This is a genomic window from Xanthomonas vesicatoria ATCC 35937, from assembly GCF_001908725.1.
GTDB classification, from domain to species: domain Bacteria; phylum Pseudomonadota; class Gammaproteobacteria; order Xanthomonadales; family Xanthomonadaceae; genus Xanthomonas; species Xanthomonas vesicatoria.
Genome location: NZ_CP018725.1, coordinates 473,640 through 495,530, shown reverse-complemented (window position 1 = coordinate 495,530; position 21,891 = coordinate 473,640). Strand labels below are relative to the sequence as shown.

The following is a 21,891-nucleotide window of genomic DNA, read 5'->3' as shown; positions in this document are numbered from 1 at the left end:
ATGCGCTGATCATGCATGCGCGGGTTGCACGTCGTGTTTGAGGCTAGCTCAATGCCGGTCGGGGCTGGGGCCGCGATCAGCTTGCTGAGACACTCCGCAGGCCCGCTTCGCGCGGATGCCTCCACGACCGCAGCGTCCTCTTGCAACCGCGCCAGCGACAGCCGCTACACGACACAGGCGCCATGCTGTGCCGCTGCAGCCGTAGCGATCCGTCGCAGTGTCGCGATCGGCACGCGACGCCGCCGATGCAGGAGCGCGATACACGCTCGACCATCCCGCCGCTCCAATACCCTTGCTGCAGAGAACGCGACTACATGACCAACACACAGTCTGCCGATTTCGTCGTCGCCATTCCGGCGCGTTACGCATCCACCCGCCTGCCGGGCAAGCCGCTGCAATTGATCGGCGACCGTCCGATGATTCAGCACGTGGCCGAGCGGGCATTGTCGGCCGGCGCGCGCGAGGTGTGGGTGGCAACCGATGACGTGCGGATTGCCGACGCAATCGATGGCTTGCCTGGCGTGCACGTGGCGATGACCGGCAGCGAACACGTCTCCGGCACCGATCGGCTGGCCGAATGTGCGCGTATCGCCGGTTGGGACACCGACACCTGCGTGGTAAATCTGCAAGGCGACGAACCGTTTGCGCCGGCGGCCGGTATTCGCGCGGTCGCCGAGTTACTGCTGCACTCCGGCGCGGAAATGGCCACGCTGGCCGCGCTGGTGGAAAGCGCACATGACCTGTTCGATCCCAATGTGGTCAAGCTGGTGCGCAGCGCAGGCGGGCAGGCGCTGTATTTCAGCCGCGCGCCGATTCCCTGGCACCGCGACAGCTTCGCCAGCCAGCGCGACCGTTTACCCGAGGATGGCCAATGGCTGCGCCATATCGGCATCTATGCCTATCGCGCCGGGTTTCTGCAGCAATTCGCGGCGATGCCGCCCGGCTTGCTGGAGCGCATCGAATCGCTGGAGCAGCTGCGCGCGATGGAAGCCGGTCATCGCATAGCCGTTGCGCTGACGCCCGAACAGTTTCCGCCGGGAATCGATACGCCGGACGATCTGGCGCGTGCGCAAGCGCGCGTGGCAGCGGCATGAAGGTCTTGATCGTGTGCCTGGGCAATATCTGCCGCTCACCGATGGGCGAAGGCGCCCTGCGGGCACGGCTGGACGAGGCACGCTTGTCGCGCCGCATCGAGGTCGATTCGGCCGGTACCGGCGACTGGCACGCAGGCGATCCGCCCGACCCGCGTGCCATCCGTTGCGCGCGCGGCCACGGCGTGGATATCTCCGGCCTGCGCGCGCGGCAGGTGCACGACGAGGATTTCGAACACTTCGACTGGTTGCTGTGCGCCGACGGCAACAACCTGCGCGATCTGCAGCGCCTGGCGCCGGCAGCGGCACGCGACAAGCTCGCGCTGTGGCTGCCCTGGGCCGGTGTGGATGCGCGCGACGACATCCCGGATCCGTACACCGGCGGCAGCAAGGATTTCGAGGACGTCTGGCAACTGGTCGATACCGCGGCGCGACAGACGGTCGCCAGACTCACCCGCGGCGAATCACGCTTGGGCATAATTACCCGATGACCGCCCAGCTCACCCAGGAATTGCCGGAATTTCCCACCTGGCTCAATGCCAGGCCATCCACCTTGCAGGAGCATCGCGGCCGCGCGTTGGTGCTGGCATTCGTCAATGCCAGCTCGGTGTGGTGCGCTGAGCGTCTTGCCGAGCTTGCGCAGTGGCAGGCACGCAGCCCCGGGCGGCTGCAGGTGATCGTGGTGCAGGTGCCGCGGTTCGATAGCGAGCGCCTGCCACAACGCTCGCTCAAGCAGCTGCGCGGGCACGGCGTCAGCGCGCCGATCCTGCTCGACAAGGACTGGGAAACCTGGCGGCGCTTCGGTATCGAATCCTGGCCCACGCTGGTCTTGCTAGATGCCTATGGCCGCGAGCGCCAGCGCCTGGTGGGCGTCACCGGTGACCTGGACAAGGCCCTGGCCGCGTTGTGCGAAGGCCAGCAGCCGCCCTCCGATGCCGACCTGCAAGGCATCGCAGAACGCGAACCCGAGCCGCGCCTGGCGCTGCGCTTTCCGACCGGTCTGGCCGCGACCGAAGACCGTCTGTACATCGCCGATACCGGGCACCACCGAGTGCTCGAATGCACGCATGGCGGTCGGGTACTGCGGCAATTCGGCCACGGCAACGCCGACCTCATTGATGGCGGTACCGGCGAGGCGGCCTTCCGTCGCCCGCAGGGTTTGGCGCTGGAGCGCGATCAGCTGTACGTCGCCGACACCGGCAATCACGCATTGCGTCGCATCAACCTGCGCAACGGGCAGGTGGACACCTTGTGCGGCACCGGTCGCTCCGGCGAGCCAGTCGAGGGGCCGCTGGCGTTCGCTGGTGCGTCTGCCTTGAACTATCCGCAAGGTCTGGCCATTGCCGACAACCAGGTGTTGATCGCCATGGCCGGCGACAACCGTATCTGGAGTTACGACCTGGGCCGCGCCGCACTGAGCGCACGTGCCGGTACCGGCTCCCTCGAACTCCGCGACGGCAGCGGCCACCTCGCGGCATTCGCCCAGCCCGCTGGGTTGGCAGCCGTGCAGCAGGTCGCCTATGTCTGCGATGGGTTGGGTTCCTCGATCCGTACCATGCAGCTACGCGGCGATCTGGTGCAGACCTTGGTAGGCGGGCAGGGCATCTGGCAGTTCGGTGAGGAAGACGGGCCACGCGGCACCGCACGCCTGCAGTTCCCGCAGGCCATCGCGCTGGCCGCCGATTCGCCGATGCTGTGGATTGCCGATACCGGCAATGGTCGGCTGCGTTGCCTGCGTCTGGGTGGCGGCGAACTCACCACGGTCGAGCTGCCGCGCCGGTTGCACGGCCCGGCCGGGTTGGCGGTGGCTGCCGGCGCAGTCTGGATTGCCGAAACCGATGCCCACGCCGTCTTGCGTTACGACCTTGCAAGCGGCGCACTGAGCGATGTTGCGATAGACGAATGAGCGCAAGGCCCCAAGCCGACTTCGATGGAAAAGCGTTTGCTGCGCAACTGAGCACCGCACCCGGCGTTTACCGCATGTATGCGGCCGACGACACGTTGCTCTACGTCGGCAAGGCCGGCGCATTGCGCAAGCGCGTGGGCAGCTATTTCAACGGCACGCCGAAGAATGCGCGGCTGACCTCGATGCTGTCGCAGGTCGCGCGGATGGACGTCACAGTGACCCGCAGCGAGGCCGAGGCGTTGCTGCTGGAAAACCAGCTGATCAAATCCCTGTCGCCCCGCTACAACGTGTCGCTGCGCGACGACAAGAGTTACCCGTATGTACTGCTCACGCGCGAAGACTGGCCGCGCATCGCGTTGCACCGCGGCCCGCGCGCGGTGCAGGGGCGCTATTTCGGCCCGTACACCGGCGTGACCGGCGTGCGCGAAACGCTGAGCCTGATGCACAAGCTGTTCAAGCTGCGCAGTTGCGAAGACAGCGTGTTCCGCAACCGCTCGCGGCCGTGCCTGCAATACCAGATCGGCCGATGCAGCGGCCCGTGCGTGGATCTGGTGGCCGCCCCCGATTACGCCGAATCGGTACGCCGCGCGACCATGTTTCTGGAAGGCAAGAGCGATCAGCTCGGCGAAGAGATCATGCAGTCGATGCAGCAGGCCAGCGAAGCACTCGAATTCGAGCGTGCCGCGCGTCTGCGCGATCTGCTGTCGTCGCTGCGCGGTATGCAGAACCGCCAGTACGTCGATGGCCGTGCCGCCGACCTGGATGTGCTGGCCTGCGCCACGCAGGCCACCCAGGCCTGCGTGTTGCTGCTCAGTTTCCGAGACGGCCGCAATCTGGGCACGCGCTCGTTCTTTCCCAAGACCAACGGCGAAGACAGTGCCGACGAAATCCTGGCGGCTTTTGTGTCGCAGTATTACGCCGAACATGCGCCGCCGCGCGAGATCTTGCTGGATCGCGAAATCCCCGAGGCGGAACTGATCGAAGCCGCGCTCAGCGCTGCCGCCGAGCACAAGGTGGCGTTGAAGTGGAACGTACGCGGCGAACGCGCAGGCTACCTGCTGCTGGCCACCCGCAATGCGCAGCTGACCCTGGTCACCGAACTGACCAGCCAGAGCGCGCAGCACGCACGCAGCGAAGCCTTGCGCGAAATGCTGGGCCTGGCCGAGCAGGTCAAGCGCGTGGAGTGCTTCGATATCAGTCACACCATGGGCGAAGCCACTGTGGCGTCATGCGTCGTGTTCGACGCCAGCGGCCCGGTGCGTGGCCAGTATCGCCGCTTCAATATTTCCGGCATCACCCCGGGCGACGATTACGCAGCGATGCGCCAGGCGATCGAACGGCGCTTCCGGCGTGCAGTGGAAGAGAACGGCGTCCTCCCCGACGTGCTGCTGATCGACGGCGGTGCCGGCCAGCTGGCGCAGGCGCAGGCCGCGCTAGCCGACCTGGGTGTGGAGAACGTCGTGCTGGTCGGCGTGGCCAAGGGCGAGGAGCGCAGGGCAGGTCACGAGGCGCTAATCATGGCCGACGGCCGCGAACTGCGGCCAGGCGCGGCATCGCCGGCACTGCAATTCATCCAGCAAGTACGTGACGAAGCGCACCGCTTTGCAATCACCGGCCATCGTGGGCGCCGCCAAAAAGCGCGCATGACCAGCAAGCTTGAGGACATCCCCGGTATCGGCCCGCGGCGCCGCGCGAGCCTGCTCAAGCATTTCGGCGGCTTGGTCGGTCTCAAGGCCGCCGGCGAAGCCGAGATTGCGCGGGTGGAGGGGGTCAATGCCGCACTTGCCGCGCGAATCTACGCTAACCTGCACGGGCTGGCGCTTCCCGATGCGGCAGGCGAGTCGAGTCCGTAATGAAGTTGACCATCCCCACGTGGCTGACACTGCTGAGGATCCTGATGATCCCGGTGTTGGTCGTGGTGTTCTACCTGCCATACACCTGGACAAACTTCGCCTCGGCCGGTGTGTTCGCGCTGGCCGCCATCACCGACTGGCTGGATGGCTGGGTCGCGCGGCGGTATCACCAGTATTCCGCGTTCGGCGCGTTCCTCGATCCGGTCGCCGACAAGTTGATGGTCGCCGTGGCGTTGTTCCTCATCGTGCAGGGCCACCCCACGCCGTGGATGGCATTCTGGGCGGCCGTCATCGTGGGCCGCGAGATCGCGGTGTCCGCATTGCGTGAATGGATGGCAGAGATCGGCCAGCGCGCCAAGGTGCGCGTTGCAGCGATCGGCAAGATCAAGACCACTGCGCAGATGATCGCGCTGCTTTGTCTGCTGTACTCGGTCACCCCCGGCCAGATGCCTACGCATGAAATCTGGCTGGGCAATGCGATCTTCCGTGCCGGCTATTGGACATTGGCGATCGCTGCACTGCTGACGTTGTGGTCCGGTTTTCAGTATCTGCAGGCGGCGTGGCCAAGCCTGCGCGCGGACGAAAAAGCGGCGATCAGCAACAAGCCGAAAAAAATCGAAAGCAACAGTTGACAGCTATCCTGTTCGCTGTAGAATTTCGCCTCCCAAGCGGGAATAGCTCAGTTGGTAGAGCGCAACCTTGCCAAGGTTGAGGTCGCGAGTTCGAGTCTCGTTTCCCGCTCCAGATGTAGACAAGGCCCCCTGTCCGAGGTCTCGTTGTTTCAAGGCAGGATGCCTTGGGTTTGATGTTTCGGCCTGGTGGTAGAGTGGTTATGCAGCGGACTGCAAATCCGCGTACGCCGGTTCAATTCCGGCCCAGGCCTCCATATGCAGGCGCTTTTCTCGCATCGGAAACGATAGCGGGGCTAGCGCAACGAAGTGACAAGCTGTACAATTAGTTTCACGCGGGAATAGCTCAGTTGGTAGAGCGCAACCTTGCCAAGGTTGAGGTCGCGAGTTCGAGTCTCGTTTCCCGCTCCAAATACGAACCCCGGATATCTCGCGATATCCGGGGTTTTTGTTCTTCTCATAAAAAGCTTTCTCCAGCGAGCATGCTGGAGTCGAATGTGGGCTGCGTCAGAGCCGATTGTGTCCCTGCGGTTTCCCAAAGCTTGGTCGCCTCGCTGCGGTGTCTGCCACGCAATCGATTAGACGCGCGCCGTAGCCCGGCGCTACGTTGATGCACGTGCAATAGCGATCGGGCAAGCGGGGCCGCGCATCGAAATCCTGAGACCCACAGAGTCCTCATTTGGCCGCAACTGGTCATGAAGCAGCGGAGCTAATCGCTCCGCAGCCAATCCCATGGGCTAGAACGCAGTCGGCTTTTTCCTTCCTGTCCAGGATCGAAGTCCCATGTGTCGACTGGAGTGTCATAAGACGCCTGCAAGAGAACGCCGCAGGCAAGCACCGTGGTGGGAAGACGCGGAGACGTTTCAGCCCCTAAAGCATGCGCCACCGTTTGCCCGCGCATTGCACGATGCATGCGTGCAGGTGGTGGTGTTTCCGGAGCTGACCCGCGCGGCAGGCAAGCCTCATCAAAAACGCAGTGTCGTCGCATCTGGCAGCAGATTTTCTTGCTAATGCGTGCCCGGGGCGGGGGTCGAACCCGCATAGCCTTTCAGCTGAGGGATTTTAAGTCCCTTGCGTCTACCAATTTCGCCACCCGGGCATTGCGATAGGGTGCCTGATTACGCGGCGATTGTGAATCTCCAAGCGACGATTCTTCCCACGGCCGGGACCGGCCGCTTGCGCTATGCTGCCGCCGCACGGCTGCGTGGTCACTGCCGCGCACGATCCCAAGGAACCGCATGTCCGGCAACACGCTTCTCCCATCGCTGCAGGCACGCATTGCCATCATCGGGCTCGGCTACGTGGGCCTGCCGTTGGCGGTGGCGTTTGGCGAGCGCCGCGACACCCTGGGCTTCGACATCGATGCGCAGCGGGTCGCGCAACTGCGCGAGGGTCACGATGCCACGTTGGAGCTGGACGACGCCGAGTTGGCCGCAGCAACGCAATTGCGCTACAGCGCAACCGCCACTGATTTGGCGAGCTGCAGCATCTTCATCGTGACCGTGCCGACACCCATCGACAGTTTCGAGCAGCCTGATCTGGAGCCATTGCGCAGCGCCACGACCTTGATTGCCGCGGCGCTCAAGCCGGGCGATCTGGTCATTTACGAATCCACTGTGTATCCGGGCACCACCGAAGAAGTCTGCGTGCCGCTGCTCGAAGCCGCCTCCGGTTTGCGTTTCAACGAAGACTTTTTCTGCGGCTATAGCCCCGAGCGCGTCAATCCGGGCGACCGCCAGCGGCGCTTGCGCGACATTCGCAAGATCACCTCCGGCTCGACGCCGCAGGCTGCCGAAACAGTCGATGCGCTGTACACCAGCATCATCACCGCTGGCACGTGGCGGGCATCCTCAATGCGCGTGGCCGAAGCAGCCAAGGTGGTGGAAAACATTCAGCGCGACGTCAATATCGCGCTGGTCAACGAGTTGGCGCTGATCTTCGACAAGCTCGGAATCGATACGCTCGATGTGCTCGAAGCGGCCGGGACCAAGTGGAATTTCCTGCCGTTTCGTCCCGGCCTGGTTGGCGGCCACTGCATCGGGGTGGACCCGTATTACCTGATGCACAAATCCGAGAGCGTGGGCTACCACCCGGACCTGATCCACACCGCGCGCCAGGTCAATAACCGCGTCGGTCGGCATGTCGCCGAGCGCGTGTGCGGCATGTTGGCGCTGCGCGGTGTGACGCTGGCGCAGGCGCGTGTGCTGGTGCTGGGTGCCACCTTCAAGGAAAACTGCCCGGACCTGCGCAATAGCCGTGCGCTGGAATTGGTGCAGCTGCTGCAGGCGGCCGGCGTGCATGTCGATACCTGCGACCCATGGGCCGACCCGGCAGAAGCCTTGCAGCACGGCGGCGTGCAACTCTGCGAGGTGCCGGACGAGGGCAGCTACGATGCGGTCGTATTGGCAGTGGCGCATGCGCAGTATCGCGACTACGACGTGGAGCGCATCGCCGCGCTCGGCAAGCCGGGCGCGGTGGTATATGACGTCAAGTCGGTGTGGCCGCGCGCGGCTGTCAGCGATCGGCTGTAACGCGATCGTGGCGGTGTTGCAGCCAATCGAGGGCGCCGAGCGCGGCACGTCGGCCGCTGGCAAAACATGCGGTTAGTAGATAGCCGCCGGTTGGCGCTTCCCAGTCGAGCATTTCGCCGGCACAGAACACGCCAGGTTGCGCGAGCGCCATCAGCTGCGCGTCGAGCGCTTCCAGACGCACGCCACCGGCTGAACTGATGGCCTCGGCCAACGGGCGAGGCCTCAGCAAGCGCAGCGGCAGGTGCTTGAGCGTCCGTGCAACCAGCGCAAGATCGTCGCCGGCCTGTTTGCCCAGGTGTTCGTAAAGCAGCGCGGCCTTGACGCCTTCGATGCCGACCTGGCGACGCAAGTGCTCGCTGAGAGTGCGCCCCTTGCGCGGCAGGGCCAACTCGGCGCTCACCCGTTCCAACGTGCGTCCCGGCAAGAGGTCCAGGCCGAGCTCCGCGTGGCCGTATACATCGATCTGGTTGCGCAACTCTGCAGCGATCGCATAGATCAAGCTGCCTTCGATTCCGGTTTCGGTCGCGACGCATTCGCCTTGCAATGCGTGTTGCACGCCGGCGTCATCGCGCCAGTGTGCGACGACCGGCTTGAGCGGCGCACCTGCATGCCGTTGCACAAAATGTGCGCTCCAGTCGATATCGAAACCGCAGTTGGCGGGCACCAGTGGCGCAACTGCGATGCCGCGCTGCTGTAGCGGCGCCTGCCATCGCCCATCCGAGCCAAGTTGCGGCCAGCTGCCGCCACCCAGCGCCAGCACCACTGCATCGGCATGGCATGCGATATCGCCGGCAGCCGTTGCGAACTGCAGCGCGCCGTCGTCGCTCCAGCCGAGCCAGCGATGCTGTACATGGAAGGTGACACCCTGATCCTTGAGGCGGCGTACCCAGCCGCGCAGCAGCGGCGCTGCCTTGCGATCGATCGGGAACACGCGCCCCGAACTGCCGACATAGGTGTCTACACCCAGATCGCGTGCCCATGTGCGCAAGGCGTCCGCATCGAAGTCCTGCAGCCACGATGCGACTGCCGAGGTGCGCTCGCGGTAGCGTTGCGCAAACAGCGGCATCGGGTCGGAGTGGGTGAGATTCAGCCCGCCCTTGCCGGCAATCAAAAACTTGCGCCCCACCGAGCCCTTGGCCTCGTACAGATCGACCGCCATTCCGGCGGCGCACGCCACTTCAGCGGCCATCAACCCCGCAGGCCCGCCGCCAATGACCGCTAGGCGCGGCCTGTTCGCCTCCATCATTGCTCAGGCGCTCAACGTGGCTGCACGCCGAGCAGCTCCACATCGAACACCAGCGATGCGCCCGGCGGAATCACGCCACCCGCACCGTTGTCGCCATAGCCGTAGTCCGGCGGAATCATCAAGGTACGCTTGCCGCCCACGCGCATGCCGTCAACGCCATCGTCCCAACCGCGGATCACCTGATGACCGCCCAGCACGAACTGGAAGGGTTCTGCGCGATCGAGCGAGCTGTCGAATTTCTTGCCGTGCTTGTCGGCGGCTTTTTCGTCGTACAGCCAGCCGGTGTAGTGCACGGTGACCATCGCGCCCGGGGTGGCTTCCGCGCCGGTACCGACCGTGCGGTCGATCCGCTCGAAGCTGGCGATGGTGCCGCCGGACGGCGGCAGGGCAGGTGCGCAGCTGGCAAGCAGCAGCGCGGCACAGAGCGTCAACAGAAGGCGCATGGGGTGATCCACGAAGGAAGGCCGCCATTATCGCACCTGGCTCCCGTTATCATCGCGCCATGGCCAAGCTGCTGCTCAATCTGCGTAACGTTCCCGACGACGAGGCCGACGAGGTGCGGGCACTGCTGCGCGAGCACCTGGTGCAGATCTACGAAACCAGGCCCAGCAATTGGGGCATTTCTGCTGGCGGCATCTGGCTCAGCGACGATGCCGACTACCCGCGCGCCAAGGCGGTGCTGGATACGTATCAAGCCGAGCGTGGCGCGTTGGCGCGGGCGCAACGGCAGGAAGCGATTGCTGCGGGCACTGCAGAAACGTTCGGGGCATTGCTGCGCAAGCGACCGGTGTTCGTGATCGTCACGCTGCTGGGGATGCTCATCGTTGCGTCCTTGGTGTTGCTGCCGTTTCTGTTGCTGCGCGCCTGATGGGTGCATCGCCGTGGCCGGCGCTGATGGCGGCCGAATACCTCCGCCGCGCGCAAGTAGGTTGAATCGGCTTGGTGTGCTCCCACTGCCTGTTAGGCGATGGATTCTCCGGCCGGCGCTCGCTACCCGGGATCGGGCACCTTAAAATGCCCGCATGATCACCAATACCGCGGCTTATCAATTCGTCACCATCCAGGACCCGCAGCAGCTGGCGGACAGCGTGCTGCTGCACGCAGAACAGCACCTGCTGAAGGGCTCTGTGCTGGTGGCCGAAGAGGGCATCAACCTCTTTCTGGCGGGTAACGCCGAGCAGATCGGCGCGTTTTACCGCTGGCTGCAGGCCGACCCGCGCTTTGCGCAGATGCGCATCAAATACAGCCAGAGCACGCAGCAGCCGTTTGCGCGGCTCAAGGTCAAGGTCAAGCCGGAGATCATCAGCTTCCGTCGCGACGATGCATCGCCGCTGCAAGGCCGCGCGCCGACGGTGACGCCTGGGGTATTGCGCGAGTGGATACGCAATGGGCGAGATGACCAAGGGCGCCCGCTGGTGCTGCTGGATACGCGCAACGCGCAGGAAGTGACCTATGGCACGTTCCAAGGCGCGCTGACCTTGCCGATCGACAAGTTCACCGAGCTGCCCGCAGCACTTGAATCGCATCGTGCAGCATTGGCCGACGCCACGGTGGTGAGCTTTTGCACCGGCGGTATCCGTTGCGAGAAGGCGGCGCTGTGGATGCAGGCCGAGGACATGGACAACGTACTGCAGCTGGAGGGCGGCATCCTGGGCTATTTCGAAGAAGTCGGTGGCGAAGGCTATGACGGCCGCTGTTTCGTGTTCGATGAGCGCGTAGCGCTCGATCCCGCATTGCGCCCTCTGGTAGATGGTGCGCGGACCGATGAACCGGGAAAAGTCTGACCGGGCGCGACTGCATTGCCCGATGCTGCAGGCCTTGCAGGCGCTTGCATCATGCGAACACACTGCAGCGACACATCACGCAGTGACATCAAATGCAAAAGAGCGCACGCGCTCTAACTTGCACGTAATACGTCGCATCGAGCTTGCCCTGAATTATTCACGGAGCTAGGCTGCACCAGCCAGCCGCACAGCGAGGACAACAAGGATGACCATCAGAGTTTTTCTGATCGACGATCATGCACTCGTGCGTACCGGCATGAAGATGATCCTGTCCAAGGAAGTGGACGTTGATGTCGTGGGTGAGGCAGAGAGTGGCGAAGCCGCATTGCCGCAGATTCGTCAGCTCAAGCCGGAGATCGTCTTGTGCGATCTGCATTTGCCCGGCGTCAGTGGTTTGGAAATCACCGAGCGTATCGTCAAGGGCGACTACGGAACGCGCGTGATCATCGTGTCGGTGTTAGAGGATGGCCCGCTGCCGAAACGTCTGCTCGAAGCGGGCGCATCCGGGTATGTCGGCAAGGGGGGCGACGCGCATGAGCTACTACGCGCGGTACGCGAAGTCGCATTGGGGCGGCGCTACCTGGGCAATACGATTGCGCAGAATCTTGCGCTTTCCAACCTGGAAGGCGGTAGCTCGCCATTCGATGCATTGTCGCCACGCGAACTTGAAGTCGCTTTGTTGCTGACGCAAGGCCTGCGACAGGAAGACATCGCCAAGCGCCTGAATCTCAGCGCCAAGACGATCAACACGCACAAGGCGCGCTTGTTCGAAAAGGTCGGTATCCAGGACAACATCGCACTGGCGCGCCTGGCCAACCAATACGGCCTGACCGACCCTGCTCGCACGATGTAGCGTGTTTCACTCGCTGCTTGTGCGCTTGCGTGTCGCTTGAGCGTCGTTGAGCGAGTCGCTGGGACTCACTCCCTACGACTTCCATGTTCATGCATGGCGTGCGGCTAACGAGCCATGGCGAGCAGTCATCACCCCGCTGAGATACACGGGACGGGGTTGGTGGGCGAATGGTGTGCGCGGCCTCACCGGAGCCAGCGTGCCGCGCCTGTGGCCCGGATAAGCGCTTGAAACGCGCTGGACCGAACGCTCTATCGCAGCCGCCTGCCCAAATGCGCGCTTGCAGCGTCTCCTGATCGACATGCAGCACGCCGACCCTTTCGCCGCGCTGCATGTCAATCCTGCGCGTGTCTGGCTGCTGCGCAGTGTTTACTAAAGCGCCATCTGCAGTCATCACTAGCGTTGACGATCGGCGACATTTCTTGATCGCCTGTATGCGGTGCCGCTTTTGCAGCCGCAGGATTAAGCCAAGGCTCCCGCCTTTGAACTGGTCTATTCACAAGGGCAGGGGATCAAGCTGTTCCGACCTCTAGAATGGCAAGGCATCTCGGCTGTTGTCAGCACCAGTCGATTGATCGATGCCGATATCTAAATGCGAACGACATACTCTAAGCGACTCGGCGTAGCGCCTGAACGCTGTCGTAGCGAATCGCGCACAAAAACAAAGCGGCCCGAAGGCCGCCGTGTTTGACGCGGATCTGGCCCGAACAATCCGGGCTAGATCGAACATGCGTTGCAGAGATCAGTGATCGCTGCGCGGCTTGTCGGCGTCATCTTCCTGTACTGATGCACCATCGATGTCAACGGACGGCGCTGCAGGCTTGGCCGCTTCGGAGACGACCACAGTCGGCTTAGGCTTGTCGGCTGCCTGTTCCTGCACAGGGGCAGGTGCCTGCGGTACTGCTGGCGGCGACTGCTCCGGCGATACAGGCGTGGCAGCCGCTGACGGAGCAGCTGCGTCGGCATTGGGAGCCAGCGCATCCAGCATGGTCGTCTGCACCGGTGCATACGGCTTGCGAACCGGAGCGGCCGGCGCATCCTCGGACGCTGCGGCGGCACTCTGCGGCACCGTTGCGGTGGATGTCACAGCAACGTCTACCGAAGGCTTGACCGCATTGGCCGGTTCGCTATGTGGCGCATTGGCGGTGACCACGGCGGCCCGTGCTGCCGGCTGTGCCGTTGCTACAGGCGTTTGCGACCCAGCGGGCGCCGCTGCTGCCGGCTTCACGGGCTCCGATTGCACTGCAGGTGTTGCACTGGCAGCCGGAACCGCACGCGCTTGCGCATCGGCCGACGGTGCTGCAGTCGTAGTGTCGGTCGGTGCTTTCGGTACCGGCTTGGGCTGTGCGTCGGCGGTTGCTTCGGCCGTCGATGCATTCGGTGCAGAAGGCTCGACAGGCTTGCTGACCGCAACCGGTGCAGTTGATGCCGCATCTGCAACCGGGGTTGCAGCAGGTGGCGCAGCAGCAACCGTGTGGTCAGCAGGAGTCGAGGCAGTCGCAGTCTGTGTGACGCTTCGCGTTGCGTCAGCGACCGGAGCTTGCGTGGCGGCCCGCGCAGCTGCCGAAGTTGCAGTGTCGGCTACCGACGCAGCTTGGGGCGAGGCCACTGCCGGGGCAGAAACGGTCGGCTTGGCTGCCGAGGTAGCTGCCACGCTGGCATCACCGCGTTTCTGATCGGCTGCTCCGGCAACAGGTGCAGAGACCTGCTGCTCGAACGACGGAGTGGCGTTGGAGACCGGCGCCGTCGTTGACGTCGTGTCGCTGTCCGATTGCGTTTCCGCACGTTCCTTGGGAACCGGACGCGGCTTCAGCGCTGCCGCTGCATTGGCTTCGGGCTTGGTACGAACGGACGGGGCCGGGGCATCGTCGTCAAAATCGAACTCCGGCTGACCTGCACGCGGAGCGGCGGATGCCGCGTTCTGCGTACCGGCATCGTCGCCCTCGTTGTCGGCATCGAGATCGCTGTCGGAATCACCATCGAGATCATCTGTATCCAGACCATCGACGCTGCTGCCGCCTTCACCATTTGCACCGGCGCCACGACGACGACGACGACCGCCACGACGACCGCGGCGACGACGGCTTCCACCTTCGCCATTGGCCGCATCGTCGCCCGACGCGTCCTGGGTCTGGCCATCCGCACTCGCGTCGGTGCCGCGATCGGCAGTCGACTCGCTCACGACGACCTCGACCGGGTGGGCCTGGTTGGCTTCGTTCGCGGTGGTTGGCTTATTGGTCTCTGCAGCGGTCTCGGCAATGGCGGCGACCACAGTCGACGTGGTTGCAGTTGCGGCGGTCGTGGTCAGGGTCTGCGCCGAAGCGGTGCCCTCATCCTGACGGGCCGGACGCGGCTGACGCTCGGACGGCACACCGTCCTGCTGCGCAGGCGCACGTGGCGGACGCGGCGTCTGGTTCTGCTGCTTGGGCTTCTGCTGCTGTTGTTGTTGCTGTTGCTTCGGCGCCTGCGCTTCGTTACGCGGCGGCTTGGGTACCTGCACCTGCTGCTGGGCCTGGGCACCGGCTTGGGCAGCCTGGCCGTTTTGGCCGTTCGCCGGCTGGCGGCGCTCGTCACGACGCTCCTTGTTGGCACCGTTGCCACTGCCGCGCTGCTGATTGCCACCGTTGCCGTTGCGGGCATCGCGGCCGTCGCGACGTTGACCGCCACGCTCGTTACGATTGTTGCGGCCTGCATCGTTCTGACGCGGACGCGGGAGCGACTCGGCTGCAGGAGCGACCGGCTCGACACCACCGAAGATGCGCTTCAACCATCCAACCACGCCGGTTACCGGTGCCGGAATCGGCACGGTGACAACCGGGGCTGGCGCCGGTGTCGGCGCGACCGGGGCAGGGGCCTCTTCACGCACCGGGGCCGGCTGGCTCGGTTTGATCGAGGTCACCGCAGGCGCTGCCGGAATGTTCAACTGCGCCTTGGTCAGCGCATGCACCGGCAACTTGCGCGGGGTGCCGCGCTGATAGCTCGGCTTGCCGCTGTCTTCGCCCAACTCGTTCTCGCGCAGGCGCGTGACTTCGTAATGCGGCGTGTGCAGTTGCTCGTCGGCGACGATGATGATCGGCGAGGCGTGGCGATTTTCGATCTCGCGCAGCGCGCTGCGCTTTTCGTTGAGCAGGTAGTTGGCGATCTCCACCGGGGCCTGGACCAGCACCTGTCCGGTGTTTTCCTTCATCGCGTGTTCTTCGGCCACGCGGATGATCGACAGCGACAGCGATTCGACACTGCGCATGCGGCCATGGCCATCGCAACGCGGGCATACGATCTGGCTGGATTCACCCAGGCTCGGACGCAGACGCTGGCGGCTCATTTCCATCAGGCCGAAGCGCGAGATGCGACCCAGCTGCACGCGCGCACGGTCGTACTTGAGCGCATTCTGCAGCTTGTTTTCGACTTCGCGCTGGTGCTTGGACGAAGCCATATCAATGAAGTCGATGACCACCAGGCCGCCGAGGTCGCGCAGGCGCAGCTGGCGCGCGACTTCTTCGGCCGCTTCCAGGTTGGTCTGGAACGCGGTTTCTTCGATGTCGCTGCCCTTGGTGGCGCGCGAGGAGTTCACGTCGACCGCCGTCAACGCTTCGGTCTGATCGACCACGATCGAGCCGCCCGACGGCAGGCGCACGTTGCGCTCGTAGGCGCCTTCGATCTGCGATTCGATCTGGAAGCGGTTGAACAGCGGAATGTCGTCGGTGTAGTGCTTGAGCTTGCGCAGGCTCTGCGGCATCACCTGCTTCATGAATTCCTGGGCGTCGGCATACAGCTCCGGCGTATCGACCAGGATTTCGCCGACGTCGGCGCGCAGGTAGTCACGCAGTGCGCGAATGATCAGGCGCGATTCCTGATAGATCAGGAACGCAGCCGGCTTGCTCAGCGCAGCCTCGGCGATCGCCTTCCAGGTCTGCAGCAGGTAATCCAGATCCCACTGCAGTTCTTCGGCGTCACGACCGACACCGGCGGTGCGGATGATCACGCCCATGTCGTCGGGGATATCAAGCTTGTCCAGCGCTTCCTTCAACGCGGCGCGGTCTTCGCCTTCGATCCGGCGCGAAACGCCACCGGCGCTCGGCGAATTGGGCATCAGCACCATGTAGCGGCCGGCAAGCGAAATAAACGTGGTCAGGGCAGCGCCCTTGTTGCCGCGTTCTTCCTTGTCGACCTGCACCACGATTTCCTGGCCTTCGCGTAGCAGCTCGCGAATGGTCGACTTGTTATGGTCGACGCCGGCCTGGAAGTAATCGCGGGAAATTTCCTTCAACGGCAGGAAGCCATGGCGCTCGGCACCATAGTCCACGAACGCCGCTTCCAGAGAGGGCTCGAGCCGGGTAATACGGCCCTTGTAGATGTTGGACTTCTTTTGTTCCTTGGACGGCTGTTCGATGTCGATGTCGTACAGGGTCTGGCCGTCCACAATCGCCACGCGCAGTTCTTCTGCCTGCGTTGCGTTGATCAGCATTCGCTTCATTGTTGCGTTCCTCACGCGCTCTACCGCGCGGAACGCCGTGACGTTTCGCCTCTGGAACAGCTTGTCGGCCCTTCGCGCAACGCGCGGACAGGCCTGACCAGGGTTTCCAGCGCTGCAACACCACGGCAGGCCGCGGGAGCGCTTGTCTTTAAGTTTTATAGGTGTTTCAGGGCCGGCAGCCGCGTCCGGACGGACCGGGGCAGCGCACGGGACATGTTCAGCGCAACGGTCAAAAACCGCCGGCGATGGCCGGGTAGGCCGGTGAGCCGCTAACATGGCCGCCCCTGGGGCGGTGGTCGCGCACTGTGCCGGAATCATCGGAAGTCAGGCTTCTGGCCTATCAACTTCCAACGAAATCAAACCCTTATCTCGCTCGCCGAGTGTAACAGAATAAAGAGCCGGATGACCGACCCCCAGCCCCCCAAGCCGCCTGCCGACCGTGTGGGCGCGCGCATTCTCAAAGTTCCGGAAGACCGCGCTGGGCAGCGGCTGGACAATTTTCTACTGGGCCAGCTCAAAGGTGCACCGCGCAGCCTGATCTACAAGCTGGTGCGCAGCGGCCAGGTGCGGGTGAATGGCGGGCGGGCCAAGGCCGAGCGCAAGCTCGAAGGTGGCGAGGAGGTACGTATTCCACCAGTACGCGTCACCGAAGAAGGCGACAAGGCAGCGCCGCCGTCCTCGTTCCTGGCGCGGCTGGAAGCAGCGATCGTGTTCGAGGACGCGCGTTTGCTGGCGCTCAACAAACCGTCTGGTGTGGCCAGTCATGGCGGTAGCGGGATCAGCTTTGGTGCGATCGAGACCTTGCGCGCGCTCCGCCCGAACCAGACCCTGGAACTGGTGCATCGGCTCGATCGCGATACATCGGGCCTATTGATCGTGGCCAAGAAGCGCTCGGCGTTGACCGAATTACAGGCGCTGATGCGGGAGGACGACCGCGTTGAAGGGCGCGGCATCACCAAGCGCTACCTGACCTTACTGGTGGGGCGGATGCCGGACGGCGTGATGACCGTCGACGCGCCACTGCATATCGGCCTGCGCCAGGGTGGCGAGCGGCACGTGCAGGTGAATGCGATCGGCAAGCCGTCGCTGAGCCACTTCAAATTGCTGGAACGGCGCGGCGGCCACTCGTATTGCGAAGTTCGCATCGAAACTGGCCGCACCCACCAGATTCGCGTGCACGCCCAGCACTTGGGGCACCCGGTGGCCGGCGACGATAAATATGGCGAGGCCGAGGTCAACAAGCGGCTGCGCGACCAGCTTGGCTTGAAGCGGCTATTCCTGCATGCGGCCTCGCTGGAATTCGCTTTGGACGCCGGCAAAACGCCGTATGTGCTGAGTGCGCCGCTGGCCCCCGAGCTGGCCGAGGCGCTGGATCGGCTGGGGCGCTGACGCAGTCGGCTCAGGCTGCGCGCTTCTCGCTTCTCAAGTACCTGGTACCTGATGCCTGGCGATCACGGGGCTTAGGCGGTGCTACTGCCCTACCATGGTTAGCCCCCAAGGGCAGCGGCCGTCATCGCCAGCCACTGCACCGCAGGTCTGAGCAGTGAAGCTTAGCTGTCGCGATGGTGGTCACGATGCTGCGGTGCCTGCGCATGCGTGGGCGGTCGCTGCGCATGCATGTCTGTCGGATGGGCGGGAGCCGGGCGCGGGGCTGCGAAGGACACCATGCGCTGCGGATGCTGTGCCGGCTGGGTCTGCGTGATTGGCCGAGGCTCCTGGCGCGGCGGCAGTGGCTGCGCACGTTCCATCCGTTGCGGTGGCGCCAAGGCGGCTTGTTGACGTGCTGCATCCCGTTGCTGGTCGTGGATCTGTAGTGGCTGGAATTGCGTTGCTGCCGGCACATGACGCGTACCATCGTATGGGTCACGGCTGGCAAACGCATCTTGTGCAGTGGGTGCTGGACGTGCTTGAGGGGTTGCATTGAGTGCAGGCCCGCGGGCCGCAGCGTCGGCCTGATGCAGTTGCTGCACGTGCGCGATGCGCTGTTGCGCAACCGGTGGCGCAGAGGTGCGCATGGCCGGACGCGCGTGCGGGGCGAGCATCGGGGCGGAGATGGTCGGTGCGCGTAACGTTGCCTGCGCCTGCGACCCCAGATTTGCCGACATCGGCGCTGCAACACGCGTTGGCACAGGACGACCTGGCTGCAGCATCTGCCGGTCAAAATGCGGTGCAGACAGATGTGCATAATCGGGCCGACGCGCAGCGTTGGCGGGCGAGGGCGCTATGCCATTAGGGCGTTGCAGGTTGTTGAGCAACTGCGCACCTGCTGCCGGGGCGATCGGCAAGGCCGCAGGGTTGACAGTCGGCCCTGTCGGCACCAGTCCGGGAACCGACGCAGATGCCGCAGTGCCATCGCGCCTATCTCGCTGATCCTGCCGCACATATGAGCGGGCGTCGATATAGGTGCTGCGGTTGTTGTTGATGATAGTCGTGCGCGGTGCATAGACGTGGTTCTGGTACATCACGTAATGCGGTGCCGCCGGCGGCGCGTTCCAATCGACGTTCCAGCTGTTCCAACCCCAGTGGTGCCACGCCGGGGCAGGTGCGGCCCAGCCGAACCAGCCGCGGTGGTGTTCGAGCGCGCTGCCAACCAGCACACCGACGCCAAACGACACCACGCCGGTAGTCACCACATCGCCCTGGTCGTACCACCGCACCGGGCGATAGCGATAGTCGCGATAGACATCGACCGGCGTGCCGTAGACCACGCCCGGGTCGTAGCGCGGCACATACACCACCTCTGGGTGTGCCGGTTCGATGGTGATGATTTGCGACGGCGGCGGAACACGTTCGCCATCCAGAACCGGTGTCACCACCACATGTCGCGCCACCTGGACCTGCTGCTGCGGCGTACTGCGCAGATGACCGCTGGTTTGAGCACGCTGACGCATGATCTGCACCGCGTTGAGGACATCGTTGGGGTCATGCGCGTACGCATCACCCAGGGCGCGGGTCCAATCGAGATTGCCGGCCAGTTGGTCCACCACATCGGGGAAGGCGGTCAATGCCTTGATGCTGGGATCCCACGGTTGCGACACGGTGGCCTGCGCGCGGTCGGTGGCCGTCAAGTTGCGATTGCCGTGCAGCCAATCCTGCGCAGTAAGGAGCTGATCCGGGTAGACCGACGCCGCCAGGGTCTGGGCTAACAGCTTGTCGGGAAACAGGGCAATCGGTGCGACCAGTCGATACAGCTGATCGGCCGTCGGCGGTGTGTAGGCCGGTGCGATGGAGGCGGGTGATTCGACAGGAGGAACGGCGGTTGCCTGCGGTGCGGTGCGTTGGCAGCCGACAAGCGCCAGCGCGCCGCCGGATGCGATTGCCAGCGCCCATCCAAGGCGCCCCTGTGACCATGTGCGTTGCATACGGCACCTCGTCGTGTGCACGTGGATGACGCGCGTACGATGCGCCGCATTTGATGTCTGGGAGCTTGCTGAGATGGTGCCGGTCATGGCCTGGCACCGCAGCGTTCAGGGTGACTGCGCGCTGACGAATCACAGGGCTGCAGCGCGTGCGGAAAGCCGCTTTGCGTCAAAACGTCAGGGCAGTATTTGATGGCATGCGCACACGTTGCCTGGCAGCAGCGTCAGCTTGAAAGATGCTTGAATTCGGAAAGCCTCAGCCCTCACACAAAACAACACCGGGCGTGGCACGCCATGAGCGCGCCACGCGTCAAGGCGCTGCAAAGCGGAACAACACCAGGCTGATCGCCAGCGTGCCCATGCCCGAGACCAGCCCATAAACCGTCTCATGGCCTTGTGCATAGCGTTTTGCCGCCGGCAACAGTTCATCCAACGCCAGGAACACCATCACGCCAGAGATCAGCCCGAACACTGTGCCGAATACCGCTTCGGACAAGACGTTGGACAGCGCCAGGTAGCCGATGCCGGCGCCGATTGGTTCGGCCAAACCGCTCAGCAGGCTGGCACCGAAGGCATAGAACTTGTTGCGCGTGGCGAAGTACACCGGCACCGCTATCGCGATGCCTTCGGGAATGTTGTGGATGGCGATGGCGAACGCTAGGGGCATACCCACTGCCGGGCTCTCCAGCGTGGCGAAGAATGTCGCCAGCCCTTCGGGAAAGTTATGCGCGGTGATTGCGATGGCGGTCATCAGTCCGACACGTCGGATATAGGCGCGGTTGTCATCGTGGAACTGCGGGTCGTCGATAGACAGGCTCTGGTGCGGGTTAGGCACCAAGCGGTCAATCACCATGATCAACAGCATGCCGCCTAGAAAAGTCAGCGTGCCGAAGGTGAAGCCCAGCTTGTCGTTGTAGGCGTTGGAAAACGCAGCGATCGACTTGTTGAGGATCTCCGACAACGACACGTACACCATCGCACCACCAGCAAATGCCAGCCCGAATGCCAACAGGCGCGGATTGGGCTTCTTGGCGAACACCACCATGAGGCTGCCCAGGCCGGTAGCAAGTCCCGCGGCCAGGGTGACCGCCAGCGCGGTCCAGACATTGTGTGATGACACCTCAAGCATGCGACGCGACGACCTCGTGGGGTGGGAAGCAATCCTGCAGTCGTTGGATCAATCTGCGACCACTGGCGGCGGCAGGATGACTATGCGTGGATGACGAGGGCGTGGTGCCAAAGGCGACCGCATGTTCATGCGCAGACACCGGCCAATACCACCGGTGTCGATGAGCGATGCAGCGCCGCTGCGAACATTTTATCCGCAGCCGCTCAGGGCGGCTGCAGCACGCTAAGGGCAGCGCTCAATTGCCGCGGCGCGCGCGTTCTTCAATGGCGAAGCATTCGTCCGGACGTGGCACCGGCGGTTTGAAAGCGACCGGCACCTGGATGGTTTGCGGGACAGCCTGACCATTGCGGGTGGCCGCCTTGAACTTCCATTCGCGCACGCGCTTCTGCGCGGCCTCGTCCAGCACTGGCTGACCGCTGCTCTGGGTCACCGCGACATCGGTCGGTGTGCCCTCGGTGCCGACGACGACCTTGAGCACAGTGGTGCCACCGACCCCGGCGCAAGCCAGCTCCGGTGCGTATTCCGGCGGCGGTGTCTTCAACGCGGCAAGTTCGGTGGGGGCGACCGCCGGCGCAGGTGCCTGTTGCGGCGACTTGCCGCAGCCGCTGAGGCCGGCCGCCAGACACAGGCCGGCGAGGGCGGCGCGAGAAATTGTCATGCAGTGACTCCCTGATCGTAGAGTTGCGCGGTCTTGGCCGCGCAGATGAAGTCGTTTTCGCTCAGCCCGCCTACGTCGTGGGTGGAATAACGCACCACCACCCGATCGTAGTGCACGCCCAGATCGGGGTGGTGGTCCTCACGATGTGCGATCCAGGCCAGCGCGTTGACGAAGGCGAGGGTGCGGTAATAGTCCGCAAAGCGGAACGTGCGCGTGATGGCGGTACCGGCCTCGGCCAGCTCCCAGCCAGGTACCTGCGGTAGCAGTTCGGCCAGGCGGGCCTCGCCAAGCTTGTGGTCGCTGCCCTTACGCGGAAGGCAATGGGCCTGCTCCAGGGGTATCAGATCGGTCATGACGGTCTCGCAGGGGTGGCGGACGGCG

At 64.2% G+C, this 21,891-nt stretch carries 17 protein-coding genes and 4 tRNA genes; 13 read left to right on the top strand and 8 right to left on the bottom strand.

Features of this window, described 5'->3' with window-relative positions; all coding sequences use genetic code 11:
• The first annotated feature begins 314 nt into the window (after positions 1-314).
• The 8 genes from kdsB to BJD12_RS02095 all read left to right on the top strand — a co-directional run bounded on the left by kdsB (position 315) and on the right by BJD12_RS02095 (position 5,890).
• Positions 315-1,094: a 3-deoxy-manno-octulosonate cytidylyltransferase gene (kdsB, locus tag BJD12_RS02130; protein WP_039420703.1), complete on the top strand. Its 780-nt coding sequence runs from the start codon at positions 315-317 to the stop codon at positions 1,092-1,094.
• The gene (locus BJD12_RS02125) at positions 1,091-1,582 is read left to right on the top strand and encodes a low molecular weight protein-tyrosine-phosphatase (RefSeq protein WP_005995676.1); all 492 of its coding nucleotides are present in this window, start codon (positions 1,091-1,093) and stop codon (positions 1,580-1,582) included. Before kdsB ends, BJD12_RS02125 begins: the two co-directional genes overlap by 4 nt.
• Entirely contained in the window at positions 1,579-2,997 is a 1,419-nt protein-coding gene (locus BJD12_RS02120) for a hypothetical protein (protein ID WP_005995678.1), read from the top strand. Before BJD12_RS02125 ends, BJD12_RS02120 begins: the two co-directional genes overlap by 4 nt.
• On the top strand, positions 2,994-4,850 hold the full coding sequence (uvrC, locus tag BJD12_RS02115) for an excinuclease ABC subunit UvrC (protein WP_005995679.1): 1,857 nt from the start codon (positions 2,994-2,996) through the stop codon (positions 4,848-4,850). Before BJD12_RS02120 ends, uvrC begins: the two co-directional genes overlap by 4 nt.
• Positions 4,850-5,482 (top strand): CDP-diacylglycerol--glycerol-3-phosphate 3-phosphatidyltransferase, encoded by a 633-nt coding sequence (gene pgsA / locus BJD12_RS02110; RefSeq protein WP_005995682.1) that lies wholly within the window; start codon positions 4,850-4,852, stop codon positions 5,480-5,482. The genes uvrC and pgsA overlap by 1 nt, the downstream gene beginning before the upstream one ends.
• A gap of 36 nt (positions 5,483-5,518) precedes the next feature.
• A tRNA-Gly gene (locus BJD12_RS02105) sits at positions 5,519-5,594 on the top strand.
• A 68-nt stretch (positions 5,595-5,662) separates the two neighbouring features.
• Positions 5,663-5,736 (top strand) — tRNA-Cys (locus BJD12_RS02100).
• A gap of 78 nt (positions 5,737-5,814) precedes the next feature.
• Positions 5,815-5,890, top strand: a tRNA-Gly gene (locus BJD12_RS02095).
• 604 nt (positions 5,891-6,494) lie between these two features.
• On the opposite strand, the gene BJD12_RS02090 is transcribed toward BJD12_RS02095, so the two are convergent.
• Positions 6,495-6,578, bottom strand: a tRNA-Leu gene (locus BJD12_RS02090).
• A 139-nt stretch (positions 6,579-6,717) separates the two neighbouring features.
• Here BJD12_RS02090 and BJD12_RS02085 point away from each other — a divergent pair.
• Complete coding sequence (locus BJD12_RS02085; protein ID WP_039420691.1) at positions 6,718-8,010, top strand: nucleotide sugar dehydrogenase; 1,293 nt, start codon at positions 6,718-6,720, stop codon at positions 8,008-8,010.
• Here the strand turns inward: BJD12_RS02085 and BJD12_RS02080 are convergent.
• Together BJD12_RS02080 and BJD12_RS02075 are read right to left on the bottom strand one after the other, a co-directional pair.
• Positions 7,994-9,256, bottom strand: a complete 1,263-nt coding sequence (locus tag BJD12_RS02080) for a TIGR03862 family flavoprotein (protein ID WP_005997705.1) — start codon at positions 9,254-9,256, stop codon at positions 7,994-7,996. The two genes, BJD12_RS02085 and BJD12_RS02080, sit on opposite strands and share 17 nt — an antisense overlap.
• Before the next feature lie 11 nt (positions 9,257-9,267).
• Positions 9,268-9,699, bottom strand: a complete 432-nt coding sequence (locus BJD12_RS02075; protein WP_005997707.1) for an FKBP-type peptidyl-prolyl cis-trans isomerase — start codon at positions 9,697-9,699, stop codon at positions 9,268-9,270.
• Between the two features lie 59 nt (positions 9,700-9,758).
• On the opposite strand from BJD12_RS02075, the gene BJD12_RS02070 reads away from it, so the two are divergent.
• The 3 genes from BJD12_RS02070 (at position 9,759) to BJD12_RS02060 (ending at position 11,893) form a co-directional block, all read left to right on the top strand.
• A complete protein-coding gene (locus BJD12_RS02070) occupies positions 9,759-10,124 on the top strand; it encodes a DUF6164 family protein (RefSeq protein ID WP_005997709.1) in 366 nt (121 codons plus the stop codon).
• Positions 10,125-10,278: 154 nt separating this feature from the next.
• Positions 10,279-11,040 carry a sulfurtransferase gene (locus BJD12_RS02065; RefSeq protein ID WP_005997711.1) on the top strand — a complete coding sequence of 254 codons (762 nt, stop codon included), beginning with the start codon at positions 10,279-10,281 and terminating at the stop codon, positions 11,038-11,040.
• A 205-nt stretch (positions 11,041-11,245) separates the two neighbouring features.
• The gene (locus tag BJD12_RS02060) at positions 11,246-11,893 is read left to right on the top strand and encodes a response regulator (RefSeq protein WP_005997713.1); all 648 of its coding nucleotides are present in this window, start codon (positions 11,246-11,248) and stop codon (positions 11,891-11,893) included.
• Between the two features lie 739 nt (positions 11,894-12,632).
• On the opposite strand, the gene BJD12_RS02055 is transcribed toward BJD12_RS02060, so the two are convergent.
• Positions 12,633-16,355, bottom strand: coding sequence for an Rne/Rng family ribonuclease (locus tag BJD12_RS02055; protein ID WP_042828710.1), 3,723 nt, complete (start codon positions 16,353-16,355; stop codon positions 12,633-12,635).
• Positions 16,356-16,766: 411 nt separating this feature from the next.
• Here BJD12_RS02055 and BJD12_RS02050 point away from each other — a divergent pair, with 411 nt between their 5' ends.
• Positions 16,767-17,753, top strand: coding sequence for an RluA family pseudouridine synthase (locus BJD12_RS02050; protein WP_005997718.1), 987 nt, complete (start codon positions 16,767-16,769; stop codon positions 17,751-17,753).
• A 161-nt stretch (positions 17,754-17,914) separates the two neighbouring features.
• Here the strand turns inward: BJD12_RS02050 and BJD12_RS02045 are convergent, their stop codons facing one another.
• From BJD12_RS02045 to BJD12_RS02030, 4 genes are all read right to left on the bottom strand, one after another.
• Positions 17,915-19,726 (bottom strand): DUF3300 domain-containing protein, encoded by a 1,812-nt coding sequence (locus BJD12_RS02045; protein ID WP_042828712.1) that lies wholly within the window; start codon positions 19,724-19,726, stop codon positions 17,915-17,917.
• A gap of 307 nt (positions 19,727-20,033) precedes the next feature.
• Positions 20,034-20,852: a zinc transporter ZupT gene (zupT, locus tag BJD12_RS02040; protein WP_005997722.1), complete on the bottom strand. Its 819-nt coding sequence runs from the start codon at positions 20,850-20,852 to the stop codon at positions 20,034-20,036.
• Between the two features lie 235 nt (positions 20,853-21,087).
• Complete coding sequence (locus tag BJD12_RS02035; RefSeq protein WP_005997723.1) at positions 21,088-21,510, bottom strand: energy transducer TonB; 423 nt, start codon at positions 21,508-21,510, stop codon at positions 21,088-21,090.
• Positions 21,507-21,863, bottom strand: a complete 357-nt coding sequence (locus BJD12_RS02030) for a 4a-hydroxytetrahydrobiopterin dehydratase (protein ID WP_042828715.1) — start codon at positions 21,861-21,863, stop codon at positions 21,507-21,509. The genes BJD12_RS02035 and BJD12_RS02030 overlap by 4 nt, the downstream gene beginning before the upstream one ends.
• Positions 21,864-21,891: the final 28 nt, after the last annotated feature.